This window comes from Pelomonas sp. KK5 (assembly GCF_001984095.1).
In the GTDB taxonomy this organism is placed as follows: Bacteria; Pseudomonadota; Gammaproteobacteria; order Burkholderiales; family Burkholderiaceae_C; genus KK5.
This window is the reverse complement of the sequence record NZ_LYVQ01000134.1, coordinates 1-18,000: the sequence shown is the minus strand read 5'-3', so window position 1 is coordinate 18,000 and position 18,000 is coordinate 1. Positions and strand designations below refer to the sequence as shown.

The window sequence follows — 18,000 nt, the reverse complement described above, 5'->3', positions numbered from 1 at the left end:
CGCGCCGATCCCCGCCTCCGCGCCCGCCTCCGATGCGGTGGGGCTGCGATCGGTGCCGGCGCGCAGCCCCGCCGTGAGCGCGGCGGAGAAGGCCAGGGAGCCCGGCCAGCTCGTGCCCGAGCAGCGGGTGATTCCGCAGATCTCCATGCCCTTGAGGCCGGCGACCCCGCCGGCGGCCGCCGCTTCGCTGCCGGCCGGCACGCTGGCGGGCACAGTGAACGACGATGCGGCCCGCTGCCTGGCGGCGCGCTCGGCGAAGGACCGCGCGGCCTGCAGCCGCTGAGGCGATCGGGCTCAGTCCCCTTCGCTGAGCAACTGCTGCAGGCGCCGCGGATAGCTGTTCAGGAAGTCGCGCGTCACCGCGTAGTGCTCGGTGTCCTCGTAGGCCACCTCGCTGAGGCCGGAGCCGTCGAACTGGATGATCCGGGCATGCGGGTAGGACAGCAGGATCGGCGAGTGCGTGGCGATGATGAACTGCGAATGATCCAGCACCAGCTGGTCGATCGCGCTCAGCGCGGCCAGTTGGCGGCTGGGTGACAGCGCGGCCTCCGGCTCGTCCATCAGGTAGATGCCATTGCCCCGCAGCTTGTTGAGCAGCACGGCCATGAAGGATTCGCCGTGGGACCGGCGGTGCAGGGAGCCGCCATAGCCGGCCGTGTAGGCCGTTTCGTCCATGTAGGACGCGACGTTGAAGAAGCTCTCCGCCCGCAGGAAGTAGGCATCGGTGGGCTTGGGCACGCCGCGCGCCAGGCGCAGGGCCTTGTGCAGCGGCGAGACCGACTCGACGGTGCGGAACTGGACGTTCTTCGTCCCGCCTTCCGGCCCGAAACCCAGCGCCAGCGCGATGGCCTCCAGCACCGTCGACTTGCCCGAGCCGTTCTCGCCGACGAAGAAGGTCACGTTCGGATGGAAGTCGATATTGCCGATCTCGCGGACCGCCGGGATGTTGAACGGATATCGGTCGAAGTCAGGACTGGCATCCGGGTGGTAGCCGGCGTGCAGCAGATAGGGCTTGGTGCGGCGCGGCATCCGGGGTCAGGGCTTCAGCAGCCCCTCGATCGTCCGCTGCACCGCCAGCGCCTCCGCATAGCCCGGCAGGCTGTGCGAGCGGCCCTCGATCATCGCGGCCCACTGGGTCAGCTGGTCGGCCTGGCCGACGTCGGGCGTTTCCTGCGAGTCGGCGGCGGTGGGCTGGCCGTCGTGGCGGCGGCGCTCGATCTGGCGGAACCAGCTGGTGAGCTCGACCTCGCCCTCGTCGGCGCGCCAGCTCATGCGGTTGTAGTCGGCGCGTTCGTCATGGCCGACGCGCGCGTCGATGCGCACGGGCACCTCGCCCGCATGCAGCTCCGCGCGCAGCGCGATCTCGGCGGTGACGCCGTCGTCCGGATAGCTGATCCGGTGCGCGCCGATGCGCACCGGCCCCAGCACGCGCTGGACGACGAACATGAAGTGGGACAGCACCTCGCGGGTGAAGCCGCCGCCTGAGTGGCGCTCGTTGAGCCAGGGGCCGGCGGCCGATTGCCATTGCCGCGGCCACTCCGCGAAGGCCAGTTCCAGGTTGACCTCGCGCAGCGTGCCGAGCGGCCGGTGCGAGGCGGCGCCGAAGCTGGTCTGCAGCACCTGCAGCCCCGGCGAGGAGGCCAGCGCGAAGTTGACGGCGGCGCGCCGGCCCTCGTGCTCGATCCGGTGGATCGCATGCTCGGCAGCGTCGAAGTCCACCGTCAGCGGCTTCTCGCAGAACACGGCCAGGCCGGCGTCGAAGGCCAGCTCCGTGAGGGTCATGTGTTGCGCCGGCGGGGTGGCGATGTAGAGGCTCGCAAGGCCGGGCGTGGCGACCACCGCCTCGGCATCGGCCGCCGCGCGCAGATGCGGGTGCGCGACCAGCGCAGCCGCGATCGCCGCGGGGTCCGAGTCCCACACGGTCACGGCCTCGAGCCGCTGCTGCGCCGCCAGCCGGTCGAGCATGCGGCGGCCCATCACGCCCAGGCCGATCAAGCCGACCTTCAATGTCTCAGTCATCTTGTGCGGAAATCGCCATGCGGAAGTGGTGAAGTGTAGAGGCCCCGGTACACTGGTTTTCCCTCAAAGGTCGCATCCCCCGGCGACCCATAACGCCGAGACTCCCCGCACATGAACCCCGAAGCCAGCCGCCTGTGGCGTGCACCCCGCTGGGCCCTGTCCGTGCTGCTGGCCTGCCTGGGCATGATCGGGCCCTTCTCGATCGACACCTTCCTGCCCGCCTTCACCGGCATCGCGCAGGCGTTGGACGCCACGCCGGTGCAGATGCAGCAGACGCTATCGAGCTACCTGTTCGGCTTCGCGATCATGAATCTCTTCCACGGGGCGCTGTCGGACAGCTTCGGCCGCCGGCCGGTGGTGCTGTGGGGCATGGTCGTCTTCACGATCGCCTCGCTGGGCTGCGCGCTGTCCACGACGATCGGCCATCTCGTGTTCTGGCGCACGGTGCAGGGCGTGTCGGCCGGCGCCGGCATCGTGGTCTCGCGAGCCATCATCCGCGACATGTTCGCGCCGTCGGACGCGCAGCGGGTGATGTCGCAGATCACGATCTTCTTCGGCGTGGCACCGGCCATCGCGCCGATGGTCGGCGGCTTCCTGTTCGTGCACGTGGGCTGGCACTCGATCTTCTGGTTCCTGGTGGCGGTGGGTGCGGCGCTGTTCCTGCTGAACTGGCGCATGCTGCCGGAGACGCTGCACGTGAGCATGCGCCAGCCCTTCCATGTCGGCGCGCTGCTGCGCCAGTACTGGCGGCTCAGCACCAGCCACCGCTTCATGCTGCTGGCGCTGGCCAGCGGCGTGCCCTTCAACGGCCTGTTCCTGTACGTGCTGGCGGCGCCGGTCTTCCTCGGCGACCACCTGCAGATGCCGCCGGAGCACTTCTTCATCTTCTTCCTGTTCTCGATCGGCGGGATCATGGGCGGCGCCTTCCTGAGCGGGCGGCTGGCCGGCAAGATCAAGCCGCGCCACCAGATCCGCCACGGCTTCGTGATCATGGTGATCACCTCGATCGTCAACGTCAGCCTGAACCTGCTGCTGCCCGCCAGCGCCTGGTGGGCCTTCCCGCTGATCTTCACGTTCGCCTTCGGCTGGGCGCTGATGGTGCCGGTGGTGACGCTGCTGGTGCTGGACCAGGCGCCCGACCGCCGCGGCCTCGCCTCCTCGCTGCAGGCCTGCGTGGGCAGCCTGGCCAACGGCCTGGTGGCCGGCGCGCTGGTGCCGCTGGTGATGCACTCGACCGTGGCGCTAGCGCTGGCCTCGGCGGCGATGATGATGGTGGGCCTGGTGTCCTGGGTCTGGGTCAAGAAGGCCGTGGCGTATTAAAGCCGGCGACCGAAGCGCCGAAATCAGGGAATGCGTCTCCCCCTCCTTGCCCTGGCCGCGTTCGCGGTGCTAACGCCCAGCCTCAGCGGCGCCGCCGACGAATCGCAGCCGCTCGACGTGCTGCGCCAGCGCCTGTCGGAAAAGCTGGTCAAGGAGCCGGCCGGCCAGGTGAAGCTGGTCGGCAAGGGCGGCAAGGACGCTCCCGCACCGAAGCCCAAGGCCCCGCCCCACCGCGACCCGCCGCCCTGGTCCTACGCCGGCGAAGGCGGTCCCGAGCACTGGGCCTCGCTGAGCCCGGCCAACGGCCTGTGCGCCGCCGGCCAGCGCCAGAGCCCGATCGACATCAAGGACACGATCAAGGTCGACCTGGAGAAGATCCGCTTCGACTACCAGGCTGGCGCCTTCAGCGTGGTCAACACCGGCCGCACGGTGCAGGTCTCGCCGGCCCCGGGCAGCGCCATCGAGGTGATGGGCCGGCGCTTCGAGCTGCAGCAGATCCACTTCCACCACCCGGCCGAGGAGCGGCTGAACGGCCGGCAGTTCGACATGTCGGCCCACCTGGTCCACAAGGATGCCGAGGGGCGCCTGGCCGTGGTGGCCGTGCTGCTGGACCGCGACCTCGACAACAAGTCGCAGCCGGTGGTGCAGCAGATCTGGAACGGCCTGCCGCTGGAGCTGAACGACCCGCTGGCCTCGCCCGGCCCGCTGGACCCGCAGAAGCTGCTGCCCGAGGACCGCAGCTACTTCACCTACATGGGCTCGCTGGAGACGCCGCCCTGCAGCGAGAACGTGCTGTGGATCGTGATGCGCCAGCCGGTGCTGGTCAGCAAGCAGCAGATCGAGATCTTCTCCCGCCTGTATCCGATGAACGCGCGGCCGGTGCAGCCGATCGCGGGCCGGATGATCAAGGAATCGTTGTAGCTTGTTGACCCCCGGGCCAGCGGGTACGCCGGCCCGCCCCCCGAGGGGGCGCGGCCCGATGACGGGCGTGCCCGTCACCGAACCGCTCAAGGCCTCCTTGGGGCGGCCCGGCGGAGGCCCTGACAGCCAACGCCGCGGGCCACGACGGTCAGGCCCTCATCGTGCGTAGGTCGGCGCTGCGCGTCAGCCAGGTGTTCAGCGTGGCGAACAGCTGCTCCGCCACCACCGGCTTGGCCACATGGTCGTTCATGCCGGCCTCCAGGCAGCGCTGCCGCTCCTCGGCGAAGGCATTGGCGGTCATGGCCAGGATCGGGATGTCGCGGCCGAAGGGCTGGCCGCGGATCGCGCGGGTGGCGTCCAGGCCGTCCATGCGGGGCATCTGCACGTCCATCAGGATCAGCGCGTAGTCGTGGCTGCCGGCCATGGCCAGCGCCTCCTGGCCGTCGTTGGCCACGTCCACCAGGATGCCGGCGCTGCCCAGCAGGGCCACGGCCACTTCCTGGTTCACCGCGTTGTCCTCGGCCAGCAGGATGCGGGTGCCGGAAAAACGGGCCAGCTGCTCGCGCGCCGGCAGGCCGCGCGGCTCGGCGGCCGGGGCCTGGGGCGCGGCCAGCACGTTCACGGGCTGGGCCTTGTCCAGCGCCAGCGTGAACCAGAAGGTGCTGCCCTGGCCCAGCGCGCTGCGCACGCCCACCTGGCCCTGCATCAGGTCGGCCAGGCGGCGGCAGATCGCCAGGCCCAGGCCGGTGCCGCCGTAGCGGCGGGTGGTGGAACTGTCGGCCTGCTCGAAGTCCTGGAACAGGCGGCTCTGCACCTCCGGCGCGATGCCGATCCCGCTGTCCTCCACCTCGAAGCGCAGGCGCAGGCGCAGGCCGTCGTCGGGGCCGTCGATGCGCACCGACAGGCGCACGAAGCCGACCTCGGTGAACTTGACCGCATTGCCGGTGAAGTTCAGCAGGACCTCGGAGATGCGCTGGGCATCGCCGAGCAGGTGCTGCGATTCCAGCCGCGGGTCGATGACGATCTGCACCGCCAGCGCCTTCTCGGCCGCACGGTGGGCGAGCATGCCGGCGATGTTGTCCAGCAGCTCGCGCACGGTGAAGTCGGTGCGCGCGAGCTGCAGCTTGCCGGCCTCGATCTTGGAGAAGTCCAGCACGTTGTTTATCACCGAGAGCAGGTGCTCGGCAGCGTTCGCCACCTTCTGCAGCCGCTCCTGCTGCTCGGGCTCGTGGGTGTCGCTGCGCACCAGGTAGGTCAGGCCGATGATGGCGTTCATCGGGGTGCGGATCTCGTGGCTCATGTTCGCCAGGAAGGCGCTCTTGGCCAGGCTGGCGGATTCGGCGGCCTTCATCGCCTCGGCCAGCTCGGCGGTGCGCGCCTCCACCAGTTCCTCGAGGTGGTGGCGGTAGCGGCCCAGCTCCAGCGCGTCACGGCGCTGGCGCGAGATGTCGGTCAGGAAGCCGTGCCACAGCACGCCGCCGCCGTCGGCCGCATCGACCTTCTGCGCGATCGCGTTGCCGTAGACCCAGCGCTCGCTGCCGTCGGCGTTGCGGGTGCGGAACTCCTGCTGCCAGGGCGTCAGGCTGCGCGCCGAGGCCAGCAGCGATTCGCGCACCGCGGCGCGGTCCTCGGCGTCGATCTGGTCGAACCAGGGCTCGGCATCCTCGCCCAGCGTGGTGGCGCTGAGGCGGAAGTAGTCGCGCACCGCCTCGCTGACGTAGGCGAAGGAGAAGCGGCCCTTGTTGTTCAGGCGCAGCTGGTAGACCACACCGGGCACCGTCTCGGCCATGCCGCGCAGGCGCTCGATCAGCGCGCGCTGGGCGCCGAACTGCTGCTGCAGCGCGTCGCGCATGTGTTCGAGATGGCCGCCCAGCAGGCCGATCTCGTCCTTGCGGCCGGGGGCCAGCTCGGCGTCGAAGCGGCCCTCGGCCAGGTCGTTGGCGAAATCCCCCAGCTCGCGCAAGGGGCGCATCAGCCGCGAGTTCAGCAGCCACAGGATCAGCGCCAGCGAGGCCAGCAGCTGGCCGCCGACGGTGACGCCGTAGAGCCAGCGCTGGCGCGCGAGCGCGGCCATGCTGAGATGGTCGTCCATCTCGATGCGGATGTGGCCGATGCGGGTGTTGCCCCGGAAGATGTCGCGCTCGCCGCGGATCGCCTGGCCCAGGCGCCGCGCCGGCTGCTCCTTCTCGAAGAAGGGCGTGCCCTGGGAGGCGTCGCTGACGCTGACCAGCACCACGTCGGGCGATTTCATGATGGCCAGCACCACTTCGGTGGCGGCCACGGTGTCCAGGTTCCACAGCAGCTCGGGCAGGCTGCTGGCCAGCACGTCGAGCTTGGCTTCGAGGTCGCGGCGCAGTTCGGCGGCCGAGGATTGCGATTCACGCAGGCCCGTGAGCCAGCCTCCCACGATCAAGGCAGGCAGTAGCAGGCCGATGCTGCCGGCCAGGGCGATCGCCACGAACAGCGAACTGCTGGAGGTCTTGCGGCTCAAGACGGGATCTCCGCCCACGCATCACAGTCGTTGTTCATCACGCCATCGTCCTCTATTTGCAGTACGTGATCGACGCTGCAATCCCATACTTGAACGATAGCATTATGAATTCCGTCACTGTCCCGCCCGATCCGGGTGGTTCGGGCCGCTTTGGCCGCCTGCTCCGTCCTGGTGCATCGACAAGCGGGCAAGGTGCAGACCTGCTGGTGCATGGCGGGCTTTGCCACCCGGGGTGAACCCCACTGTGGCTTCCATGTCGAAGGCGTGGGCCCCCTCTTTCCTGGTGCGTATATTGCAGAGACCGCATCAGGAGGCCGATGTCATGAGACCGACATTCGATGAAATGCACGTGCAGGGCGCTGGCGGGCGCTCGACCCGGGACCATTACCTGAGCTACCAGCGCTGGCTGGCCGAGCAGCCGATGGAGAGCATGCAGGCCCGGCGCGAGGAGGCGGAGACGATCTTCCGCCGCGTCGGCATCACCTTCGCCGTCTATGGCGACAAGGACGACGGCGAGGGCACCGAGCGGCTGATCCCATTTGACCTGATCCCCCGCGTGATTCCCGCGCACGAGTGGCGGGAGATGGAAGCCGGCCTGCGCCAGCGGGTCACCGCGCTGAACCGCTTCATCCACGACGTCTATCACGACCAGGAGATCCTGAAGGCCGGTGTCGTGCCGGCCGAGCAGATCCTGCAGAACGCGCAGTTCCGGCCCGAGATGATGGGCGTCAACGTGCCGCGCGACCTCTACTCGCACATCGCCGGCGTGGACATCGTGCGGGCCGCCAATGCCGACGGCAGCGGCAGCTACTACGTGCTGGAGGACAACCTGCGGGTGCCCAGCGGCGTCAGCTACATGCTGGAGGACCGCAAGATGATGATGCGGCTCTTCCCCGACCTGTTCGAGAGCCACCGCATCGCCCCGGTGGCCCACTATCCCGACCTGCTGCTGGAGACGCTGCGAAGCGTGGCGCCCTCGGGCGTCAACGAGCCGACGGTCGTGGTGCTGACGCCGGGCATGTACAACTCGGCCTACTTCGAGCACGCCTTCCTGGCGCAGCAGATGGGCGTGGAACTGGTCGAGGGGCAGGACCTGTTCGTCGAGAACAACTTCGTCTACATGCGCACGACCCGCGGGCCGAAGCGGGTGGACGTGATCTACCGTCGGCTGGACGACGACTTCCTCGACCCCAAGGTGTTCCGTGCGGACTCGCAGCTGGGCTGCGCCGGCCTCGTCGATGCCTACAAGGCCGGCCATGTGACCTTGAGCAATGCCATCGGCACCGGCATCGCGGACGACAAGTCGATCTACCCCTTCGTGCCGAAGATGATCGAGTTCTACCTCGGCGAGAAGCCGATCCTGAACAACGTGCCGACGCATATGTGCCGCGATCCGGAGCAGCTGAAGTACGTGCTGGCGAACCTGTCCGAGCTGGTCGTCAAGGAGGTCCACGGCGCCGGCGGCTACGGCATGCTGGTCGGCCCGGCGGCGACGAAGGCCGAGGTGGAGAAGTTCCGCGAGGTGCTGATCGCGCGGCCGGACAACTACATCGCGCAGCCGACGCTGTCGCTGTCGACCTGCCCGACCTTCGTCGAAAGCGGCATCGCGCCGCGCCACATCGACCTGCGGCCCTTCGTGCTCAGCGGCGAGACGGTGCAGACGGTGCCTGGCGGCCTCACCCGCGTGGCGCTGAAGGAGGGCTCGCTGGTCGTGAACAGCAGCCAGGGCGGCGGCACCAAGGACACCTGGGTCCTGGAAGACTGAGCAAGAGAGGGGAGACGACCATGCTTTCGAGAACCGCTGACCACCTCTTCTGGCTCTCGCGCTACATCGAGCGCGCGGAGAACACGGCCCGCATGCTGGACGTGAACTACCAGATCTCGCTGATGCCGCAGACCCGCGAGCAGGCCGAGCAGGGCCTGCGCAGCCTGCTGTCCATCTCCGAGCTCTCCGGCGCCTACGAGCAGCGCCACGGCGCGCTGGACGCGCGCAGCGTCTACGACTACATCGTGCGCGACGAGACCAACCCATCCTCCATCGTCAGCTGCCTGCGCGCCTCGCGCGAGAACTCGCGGGCCGTGCGCGGCACGCTGACCACCGAGGTCTGGGAGACCACCAACAGCACCTGGCTGGAGTTCCAGCGCCTGCTGAAGGACGGCCTGCTCAAGCGCGACCCGGCCGCGCTGTTCGACTGGGTCAAGTTCCGCGCCAACGTGCTGCGCGGCGTGACGGCCGGCACGATGCTGCAGGACGAGGCCTTCCACTTCCTGCGCATCGGCTCCTTCCTGGAGCGGGCGGACAACACAGGGCGCCTGCTCGACGTCAAGTTCCACGCGGTGCCCAAGGGCGTGGACGCGACGGTGGCCGATTCGCAGTGGCAGCAGCTGCACGAACAGTCGCAGAGCCAGAGCAGCGATGCGGCGCGCGAGTTCTACCACTGGTCCGCGCTGCTGCGCTCGGTCTCGGCCTTCGAGGTCTATCGCAAGGTCTACAGCAACGTGATCCAGCCGGAGAAGGTGGCCGAGCTGCTGATCCTGCACAAGAACATGCCGCGCTCCATGTACAACTGCGTGAGCCGGCTGATGAACGCCTTCGAGCGCGTTGCCGCCGACCCGAACGGCCACACGATGCGCCAGGGCGGCCGGCTGCGTGCCGACCTGCAGTACGCCCGCATCGAGGAAATCATGGAGGGCGGCCTGCATGCCTACCTGATCCGCTTCCTGGAGCGCATCAATGCGCTGGGCGGCTCGATCAGCAAGGATTTCATGTTGCCCAGTTCCGATTAAGCCTGCGAACGGCAGTTGACCGCTTGCTCCGATCTACAGGCACCGATGCACATGTCGATTCGTCCACCCGAGAGTTATCGCTACAGGCGTGAGAGCGCTACGCACCCGCTGACGCGCCTGGACGGGCGTCTGGCTTTGTCGCTCCTCGTTGCGGGCATGAGCCCGCTGCCTCATCGCTTCGCGCCATCCATCCCGTCCAGGCACGCCATCGGGCGCGTCCAACTACCGTTTGCAGGCTGAGGGAGTCAGATCTTGTCCATCCACGTCGCGCTCAAGCACGTCACCCGCTATCGCTACGACCGGCTCGTCAGCCTGTCGCCGCAGATCGTCCGCCTGCGGCCGGCGCCCCACTGCCGCACGAACATCCTCAGCTACTCGCTGCGGGTGGAGCCGGCCAATCACTTCATCAACTGGCAGCAGGACCCGTTCGCCAACTACCTGGCGCGGCTGGTGTTCCCGGAGCGCACGACCGAGTTCGAGGTCACGGTCGACCTGGTGGCCGAGATGGCCGTCTACAACCCCTTCGACTTCTTCCTCGAGGACTACGCGCAGCACTTCCCCTTCGACTACGAAGCCTCGCAGAAGGAGGAGCTCGCGCCCTACCTGGTCGCCGATCCGCTGACGCCGCTGCTGAAGACCTACCTGGACCAGGTGGACGTCAGCAAACCGATCGTCACGATCGATTTCCTGGTCAACCTGAACCAGCGCCTGCAGCAGGACATCTCCTACCTGATCCGCATGGAGCCCGGCGTGCAGACGCCGGAGGAGACGCTGACGAACCGCAGCGGCTCCTGCCGCGACACCGGCTGGCTGCTGGTGCAGATCCTGCGTCACCTGGGCCTGGCCGCGCGCTTCGCCTCCGGCTACCTGATCCAGCTGGCGCCCGATGAAAAGGCGCTGGACGGCCCCAGCGGCACCGAGGTCGACTTCACCGACCTGCACGCCTGGTGCGAGGTCTTCCTGCCCGGCGCCGGCTGGATCGGCCTCGATCCCACCTCGGGCCTCCTGGCCGGCGAGGGCCACATCCCGCTGGCCTGCACGCCCCAGCCCTCCAGCGCCGCGCCGATCAGCGGCGCGGTGGACAAGGCCGAGGTGGAGTTCGGCCACGAGATGTCGGTCACCCGCATCTACGAGTCGCCCCGCGTCACCAAGCCCTATACCGACGAGCAGTGGGCCGAGATGCTGGCCCTGGGCCGCCGCGTGGACCGCGAGCTCGCTAACGGCGACGTTCGGCTGACCATGGGCGGCGAGCCGACCTTCGTCTCCATCGACGACCGCGATGGCGCCGAATGGAACACCGAGGCCCTGGGCCCCACCAAGCGCCTGCGCGCGCAGGACCTCGTGCACCGGCTGCGCGAGGAGTACGGCCGCGGTGGCTTCCTGCATTTCGGCCAGGGCAAGTGGTACCCGGGCGAGCAGCTGCCGCGCTGGGCGCTGTCCATCTACTGGCGCACCGACGGCCAGCCCTGCTGGCAGGACCCGGCCCTGTTCGCCGACGAGCGCGAGGGCCACCAGTACACCAGCGCCGACGCCGAGCGCTTCATCGGTGCGCTGACCAAGCGCCTGGGCGTCGAGCCCGATTTCGTCAAGCCCGGCTACGAGGACACCTTCTACTACCTCTGGCGTGAGCGCCGCCTGCCGGTCAACGTCGACCCCTTCGAGTCGAAGCTCGAGGACGAGATGGAGCGCGTGCGCCTGCGCCGCATCTACGAGCAGGGCCTGTCGGCCGCGGTCGGCTACGTGCTGCCGCTGCGCCGCGCCGAGGGCGCCGAGATGTTCTCGCGCACCTGGGTCAGCGGCGCCTGGCACCTGCGCGACGAGCGCCTGTACCTGCTGCCCGGCGACTCGCCGATGGGCTACCGGCTCCCGCTGGACTCGCTGCCCTGGGTGAAGAAGTCGGATTACCCGTACACGATCGAGCAGGACCCGTTCGCGCCGCGCGAGGCGCTGAGCGCGGCCACCGTGCAGATGCAGTCGCTGCGCGCGCCGGAGCCGAGCAAGCCCGAGGCGCCGGTGCCCAAGCGCCAGGAGAGCGACCCGACCGTGGTGCGCTCGGCGCTCTGCGTGGAAGTGCGCGACCCGCGCCGCGCCAACGGCCCGAAGGCCGAGCAGCAGGGCATCGCCAGCGGCGTGCTCTATGTCTTCATGCCTCCGCTGGCCAAGCTGGAGGACTACCTGCTGCTGCTGGGCCATGTGGAGGCCACGGCGCGCGAGCTGGGCGTGAAGATCGTGCTGGAAGGCTACCCGCCGCCGCGCGACCCGCGCCTGAAGCTGCTGCAGGTCACGCCGGACCCGGGCGTCATCGAGGTCAACATCCACCCGGCCAGCGGCTTCGACGAGCTGGTCTACAACACCGAATTCCTCTACGAGGCGGCGCGGCTCTCGCGCCTGTCCTCCGAGAAATTCATGATCGACGGCAAGCACACCGGCACCGGCGGCGGCAACCACTTCGTGCTTGGCGGCGCCACGCCGTCCGACTCGCCCTTCCTGCGCCGGCCCGATCTGCTGGCCTCGCTGCTGGCCTACTGGCACAACCATCCGGCGCTGAGCTACCTGTTCTCCGGCCAGTTCATCGGCCCGACCAGCCAGGCGCCGCGGGTGGACGAGGCGCGCAACGACCAGCTCCGCGAGCTGGAGATCGCGCTGGGCGAGATCGCCCGCAACACCGAGTTGCACGGCCAGCAGATGCCGCCCTGGCTGGTCGACCGCTCGCTGCGCAATGTGCTGGTGGACGTCACCGGCAACACCCACCGCAGCGAGTTCTGCATCGACAAGCTCTATTCGCCCGACTCGGCCACCGGTCGCCTGGGCCTCTTGGAGCTGCGCGCCTTCGAGATGCCGCCGCATGCGCGGATGAGCATCGTCCAGCAGTTGCTGCTGCGCGCGCTGGTGGCCCGCTTCTGGAAGGAGCCCTACCGCGCGACGCTGGTGCGCTGGGGCACCGAGCTGCACGACCGCTTCCTGCTGCCGACCTTCATCCAGATGGACCTGGAGGACGTGATCGAGGACATGCAGCGCGCCGGCTACGAGTTCGAGACCAACTGGTTCGCCCCGCACCTGGAGTTCCGCTTCCCGAAGATCGGCGAGCTGACGGCGCGCGGCGTCCACGTCACGCTGCGCAATGCGCTGGAGCCCTGGCATGTGATGGGCGAGGAGGGCAGCGCCGGGGGAACGGTGCGTTATGTCGATTCCTCGCTGGAGCGGCTGGAACTGCGCGTGACGGGCCTCGTGGACCCGCGCCACCGCATCACCGTCAACGGCGTCAGCGTGCCGCTGCAGCCCACCGGCCGCGCCGGCGAGTACGTGGCCGGCGTGCGCTACCGCGCCTGGCTGCCGTCCTCGGCCCTGCACCCGACGATCGGCCTGAACGTGCCGCTCACCGTCGACCTGGTGGACCAGTGGATGCAGCGCTCGCTGGCCGGCTGCCGCTACTTCGTCGCCCACCCGGGCGGGCGCAACTACGAGACCCTGCCGGTCAACAGCTACGAGGCCGAGGCGCGGCGGCTGAACCGCTTCGTCGCGATGGGGCACACGCCGGGCAAGGTCGAGGCCGGCGAGCCGCGAATCAGCCTGGAATTCCCGTTTACCCTCGATTTGCGGCGGGCCGGGCGTTGAAATGGGTGTCGGCCGGGGCATGATCGCGGGCGTTCCAGGAATCACCCGCCCATGACCCCGAAGACCCCGCTGCAGTCCAGCCTCCTGCCCGACGACGACGCGTCGCTGGACGCCTCCACCGTCGCGGCCGGCGCCGCGCTGCGCGGACGCGAAGGCCACTACAGCGAGCTGCACGGCCAGCTCAATGCGCGGCCGGGATCGCAGTCCCAATCCCAATCCCAATCGCAGGGGCAGTCGCAATCCCAGTCCCACGCCGGGCCCCCGTTGGCCCCGCTGTGGAAGGCCTTCTTCGAGGCCACCGGCGTCGAGGGCTGGCAGGAGCTGGGCCAGCGCGCCGCCCGCACCCAGCGCCGCGTGCAGGAGGACGGCGCCAGCTACAACGTCTATGCGGAAGACGGCCAGTCCAGCCGTGTCTGGCCGCTGGAGCTGCTGCCGATGATGATCAGCGCCCAGGAATGGCGCCACATCAACGCGGGCGTCATCCAGCGCTCGAAGCTGCTCAACGCCACGCTGGCCGATGTCTACAGCAGCCGCCGCCTGCTGGACGAGGGCCTGCTGCCGCCCTCGCTGGTCTTCGCGCATCCGCAGTACCTGCGGCCGATGCACGGCGTGCAGCCGCTGGGCGGCGTGCACCTGCACGTGCTGGCCTTCGACCTGGCGCGCGGGGCGGACGGCCTGTGGTGGGTGGTCGGCCAGCGCACGCAGGCGCCCTCGGGCCTGGGCTATGTGCTGGAGAACCGGCTGATCATCGCCGAGCAGTTCCCCGAGGCCTTCCGCGAGATGGCCGTGCAGCGCCTGGCCGGCAGCTTCCAGACGCTGCTGCAGGGGCTCACGCGACTGTCGCCGGAGGGCGAGCGCGCGCGCGTCGCGCTGCTGACGCCGGGCCCGCGCAACGAGACCTACTTCGAGCACGCCTTCCTGGCCCGCTACCTGGGCATCACGCTGGTGGAGGGCGGCGACCTGACCGTGCGCGACGACCGCGTCTACCTGAAGACCACGTTGGGCCTGGAGCGCGTGCACGTGCTGCTGCGCCGCGTCGATGACGAATTCCTGGACCCGCTCGAACTCCGCTCGGATTCAGCGTTAGGCGTGCCGGGCCTGGTGCAGGCGATGCGCGCCGGCCATGTGGTGCTGGCCAACGCGCCCGGCTCCGGCTGGCTGGAAAGCCCCGGCCTGGCGGCCTTCTGGCCCGGCGTGGCCAAGCGCCTGCTGGGCGAGAAACTGCTGCTGCCCGATGCCGCTGCCTGGTGGTGCGGCGAGCAGGCGGTGTGGGAGGAGTATCGCGACGCGCTGGACCAGTTCGTCGTGGCGCCCACCTTCCCGAGCAGCGAGACCACCCGCGGCTTCGCGCCGGCCGTGATCGCCGGCATGTCGCCGGCGGCGCGCGACGCGCTGCTCTCGCGCATCTCGCAGGATCCGGCGGCCCACACGCTGCAGGCCCGCATCCAGCCTTCGGAAACGCCGGTCTGGTCCGAAGGCTCGCTGGAGCAGCGCGCCGCGGTGCTGCGGGTCTTCGCGGTCTCCGACGGCAAGGGCAGCTGGACCGTGCTGCCCGGCGGCCTGACCCGCGTGGCCACCCGGCGCAGCCGCCGCGACGATCCGCCCGACCCCTGGCTGTCGATGCAGCAGGGCAGCGCCAGCATCGACACCTGGGTGATGGCCGAAGGGCAGGTCGATCGCACCAGCCTGCTGCCCAAGCCGCTGCTGGCCGCCGACCTGAAGGACGTGCACTGGACGGTGACCAGCCGCTCCGCCGAGAACCTGTTCTGGCTGGGCCGCTACACCGAGCGGGCCGAGAACAGCGTGCGCCTGGCGCGCCTCACGCTCGACGCGCTGACCGCCGCCGCCCGCGGCAGCACGCCGCCCGAGGTGCTGCGGGTGCTCGACGCGATGACGCGCCGCTACGGGCTGGTGGGCGAGAGCGTGCCCTCGGCCGAGCAGTCGCTGCGCGTGTTCGAGCGCTCGCTGGTGCGCGCGCTGCCGGACACGGTCGAGGCCAGCAGCGTCGGCTGGAACCTGCGCGCGCTGCAGGGCTGCGCGCAGTCGCTGCGCGAGCGGCTCTCGTCCGAGCACTGGAACCTGATCCACGAGGTGGGCGACCAGTTCGGCCGCCAGATGAAGGAACTGCTCGCCAACGACTTCGGCACGCCGCTGTCCGAGGTGACCAATGCGCTGGCCCGCGTGGACACACATCTCGCCGCCATCACCGGCGCCCAGACCGACCGCATGACCCGCGACGACGGCTGGCGCCTGCTCAGCGTCGGCCGCCAGCTGGAGCGGCTGGACTTCTTCGCCAATGCGCTGATCGAGGGCTTCGCCCACAAGCTGCATCACAACGAGGAAGGCTTCGCTCTGCTGCTGGGCCTGTTCGATTCGACCATCACCTACCGCGCGCAGTTCCAGGGCCGGCGCGAGGTGCCGCCGCTACTGCAGCTGCTGGTGCACGACACCGACAACCCGCGCTCTCTGGCCTGGGTGGCGCGCACGCTGCGCGAGCGCTTCCTGAAGCTCTCGCGCCATGACCACGACTGGGCGCTGGAGCACGCGCGGGGCTTCCCGCAGCCGGAGTACTGGTCGCTGGAAGAGATCAGCACGCCGGGCGGGGAGGGCGACTACGCGCGGCTGACCGCGCTGCTGCAGGACTGCAGCGAGCGGGCGCTGGATCTGTCGGTGCAGATCGGCAGGCGCCTGTTCAATCACGTCGGTTCGATCGATCGCATGGTGTGGCAATGACGGACGCTGCTCAACGTCGCTGGCTGCGTGTCCGCCACGACACGACCTATCAATACGACGAGCCGGTCGAACTGGCCCACCACGTCGCCTGCCTGAGCCCGCGCGCCACGCCGCACCAGGAAGTACGCGACTGGCAACTGTCCATAACGCCGGAACCCGACGGAGGCGAAAACCTCGAGCAGCGCCTCAGCCGCGACGCCTGGGGCAATGCGCGGCTGGTGTTCAGCCATGCGCAGGTGCACGAGACGCTGACCGTCTCCAGCGTCTTCGAGGCCGGCATCGTCGCCGCCGAGCCGCCCGACGAGGACGCCAGCCCGGCCTGGGAGAAGGTGGCCGACTCCTTGCGCTACAAGGCCGGCGCCGTGCGCAGCGAGGCGGTGGAGTTCACGCTGGCCTCGCGCTTCGCCCCGCGCGACGGCGCGCTGGCCGCCTTCGGCCGCGAGGCCTTCAGGCCCGGCGTCTCGCTGGCCACCGGGGCGCTGGCGCTGATGAGCCAGATCCACCGCCAGTTCAAGTACGAGCCGGCCGCCACCCATGTGAACACCCGTGCGCCGGAGGCCCTGAGCCTGAAGCGCGGCGTCTGCCAGGATTTCGCCCACGTGATGATCGGCGCCTGCCGCTCGCTGGGCCTGGCCGCCAGCTATGTCTCGGGCTACCTGCTGACGCATCCCAAGCCTGGCCAGCCGCGCCTGATCGGCGCCGACGCCTCGCATGCCTGGGTCACCGTCTGGTGCCCGCACCACGGCTGGATCGCGCTGGACCCGACCAACGACGTGCTCGCCGGCCAGGACCATGTGACGCTGGCCTGGGGCCGCGACTACGCGGACGTGGCCCCGCTGCGCGGCGTGATCCGCGGCGGCGGCAAGGCACAGCCGGGCGTGGCGGTGACCGTCGAGCCGATCAGCTAGGTTTTCAGGAAGCCCGCCGTCTTGTAGAAGACATTGGGCTTGCGGTAGATCGCCAGCATCAGGCAGCCCTCGTCCGAATGCGTCTCGTGCAGCGAGCCCGGCTTGCGCCAGACGTACTGGCCTGCGCGGCAGATGCCGTCGTGGTCGTAGAAGGAGCCTTCCAGCACATAGCTCTGCTCGATCTCGGGGTGGCGGTGGAAGGGCAGGTGGGCGCCCGGCTCCCACTTCAGCAGCACCGTCATCTCGCCGGCCTCGTCGTTGCGGTAGAGCACCTTCATCGCGATCTTCTCGAACTGGGAGGGCTGCCAGTCCAGTGCGGCCGGGTCCACGTAGGTGGAGCCGCCGGCGGTGGGTTCGAGCCGGCCTTGCAGCCGCTCCTTGAAATGCCTGGAAGGGGTGTCGGCGCTCATGGATGATCCTCGGTGAAGTGACGCAGGGCTGTTGTACATTGCGCCGAAATCAGGAGACAAGACCATGGCCATCGATCGCCGCCAGTTCATCGCCCTCGCCGGCGCCGCAGCGCCCGCGCTGCCCGCATTCGCGCAGTCCGAGGGCCTGAAGATCTCGCACCAGTTCCCCGGCGGCACGCTGACCGAGGGCGATTTCCGCGACCGGCTGTGCCGCCGCTTCGCTGCCGAGGTCGACAAGCGCACAAGCGGCGCGCTGAAGGCGACGGTCTATCCGGGCTCCTCGCTGATGAAGACCAACGCCCAGTTCTCGGCCATGCGCAAGGGCGCACTGGACATGAGCCTGGTGCCGGTCTCCTACGCCGGCGGCGAGGTGGCCGAGACGAACATCGGCCTGATGCCCGCGCTGGTGCCGAGCTACGAGCAGGGCGCGCAGTGGAAGACGGCCGAGGTCGGCAAGCTGCTCGCCAAGACGCTGGACGACAAGGGCGTGATGATCGTCTCCTGGGTCTGGCAGGCCGGCGGCGTGGCGAGCAAGACCCGACCCCTGCTGACGCCCGACGATGCCAAGGGCCTGAAGGTGCGCGGCGGCAGCCGCGAGATGGACATGATGCTGAAGTCCGCCGGCGCTTCGGTGATCACGCTGCCGTCCAACGAGATCTACGCCGCCATGCAGACCGGCGCGATGGAAGCGGCGATGACCTCGTCCACCAGCTTCATCTCGTTCAAGCTGGAGGAGATCGCCAAGCACCTGACCACCGGCCGCGACAAGACCTACTGGTTCATGCTGGAGCCGCTG

General features: G+C 69.4%; 12 protein-coding genes and 1 pseudogene. 9 read left to right on the top strand and 4 right to left on the bottom strand.

Annotated elements, in window-relative coordinates; all coding sequences use genetic code 11:
- Positions 1 to 283 (top strand): annotated as a pseudogene (locus B0W88_RS33715) (hypothetical protein); the annotation flags it as partial.
- Positions 284 to 294: 11 nt separating this feature from the next.
- Here B0W88_RS33715 and B0W88_RS19885 read toward each other — a convergent pair.
- On the bottom strand, positions 295 to 1,029 hold the full coding sequence (locus tag B0W88_RS19885; RefSeq protein ID WP_077036372.1) for an AAA family ATPase: 735 nt from the start codon (positions 1,027 to 1,029) through the stop codon (positions 295 to 297).
- Between the two features lie 6 nt (positions 1,030 to 1,035).
- Positions 1,036 to 2,019 carry a Gfo/Idh/MocA family protein gene (locus B0W88_RS19880; protein ID WP_083748918.1) on the bottom strand — a complete coding sequence of 328 codons (984 nt, stop codon included), beginning with the start codon at positions 2,017 to 2,019 and terminating at the stop codon, positions 1,036 to 1,038.
- Between the two features lie 111 nt (positions 2,020 to 2,130).
- Between B0W88_RS19880 and B0W88_RS19875 the strand changes: the two genes are divergently transcribed.
- Complete coding sequence (locus B0W88_RS19875) at positions 2,131 to 3,339, top strand: multidrug effflux MFS transporter (RefSeq protein WP_077036370.1); 1,209 nt, start codon at positions 2,131 to 2,133, stop codon at positions 3,337 to 3,339.
- A 30-nt stretch (positions 3,340 to 3,369) separates the two neighbouring features.
- Complete coding sequence (locus B0W88_RS19870) at positions 3,370 to 4,260, top strand: carbonic anhydrase (RefSeq protein ID WP_083748917.1); 891 nt, start codon at positions 3,370 to 3,372, stop codon at positions 4,258 to 4,260.
- A 148-nt stretch (positions 4,261 to 4,408) separates the two neighbouring features.
- On the opposite strand, the gene B0W88_RS19865 is transcribed toward B0W88_RS19870, so the two are convergent.
- Positions 4,409 to 6,751 (bottom strand): ATP-binding protein, encoded by a 2,343-nt coding sequence (locus B0W88_RS19865; RefSeq protein WP_077036369.1) that lies wholly within the window; start codon positions 6,749 to 6,751, stop codon positions 4,409 to 4,411.
- A 322-nt stretch (positions 6,752 to 7,073) separates the two neighbouring features.
- Between B0W88_RS19865 and B0W88_RS19860 the strand changes: the two genes are divergently transcribed.
- The 5 genes from B0W88_RS19860 (at position 7,074) to B0W88_RS19840 (ending at position 16,794) form a co-directional block, all read left to right on the top strand.
- Positions 7,074 to 8,516, top strand: a complete 1,443-nt coding sequence (locus B0W88_RS19860; protein ID WP_077036368.1) for a circularly permuted type 2 ATP-grasp protein — start codon at positions 7,074 to 7,076, stop codon at positions 8,514 to 8,516.
- Positions 8,517 to 8,536: 20 nt separating this feature from the next.
- Positions 8,537 to 9,538, top strand: a complete 1,002-nt coding sequence (locus tag B0W88_RS19855; protein WP_077036367.1) for an alpha-E domain-containing protein — start codon at positions 8,537 to 8,539, stop codon at positions 9,536 to 9,538.
- A gap of 252 nt (positions 9,539 to 9,790) precedes the next feature.
- Complete coding sequence (locus tag B0W88_RS19850; protein ID WP_077036366.1) at positions 9,791 to 13,153, top strand: DUF2126 domain-containing protein; 3,363 nt, start codon at positions 9,791 to 9,793, stop codon at positions 13,151 to 13,153.
- Positions 13,154 to 13,204: 51 nt separating this feature from the next.
- Entirely contained in the window at positions 13,205 to 15,886 is a 2,682-nt protein-coding gene (locus B0W88_RS19845; RefSeq protein WP_077036365.1) for a circularly permuted type 2 ATP-grasp protein, read from the top strand.
- Entirely contained in the window at positions 15,883 to 16,794 is a 912-nt protein-coding gene (locus tag B0W88_RS19840) for a transglutaminase family protein (protein ID WP_077036364.1), read from the top strand. Before B0W88_RS19845 ends, B0W88_RS19840 begins: the two co-directional genes overlap by 4 nt.
- Here the strand turns inward: B0W88_RS19840 and B0W88_RS19835 are convergent.
- Positions 16,791 to 17,204 carry a cupin domain-containing protein gene (locus tag B0W88_RS19835; protein WP_077036363.1) on the bottom strand — a complete coding sequence of 138 codons (414 nt, stop codon included), beginning with the start codon at positions 17,202 to 17,204 and terminating at the stop codon, positions 16,791 to 16,793. The genes B0W88_RS19840 and B0W88_RS19835 overlap by 4 nt on opposite strands.
- Before the next feature lie 64 nt (positions 17,205 to 17,268).
- Between B0W88_RS19835 and dctP the strand changes: the two genes are divergently transcribed.
- On the top strand, positions 17,269 to 18,000 hold a 732-nt coding region (gene dctP / locus B0W88_RS19830; protein ID WP_077036362.1), incomplete at its 3' end, for a TRAP transporter substrate-binding protein DctP.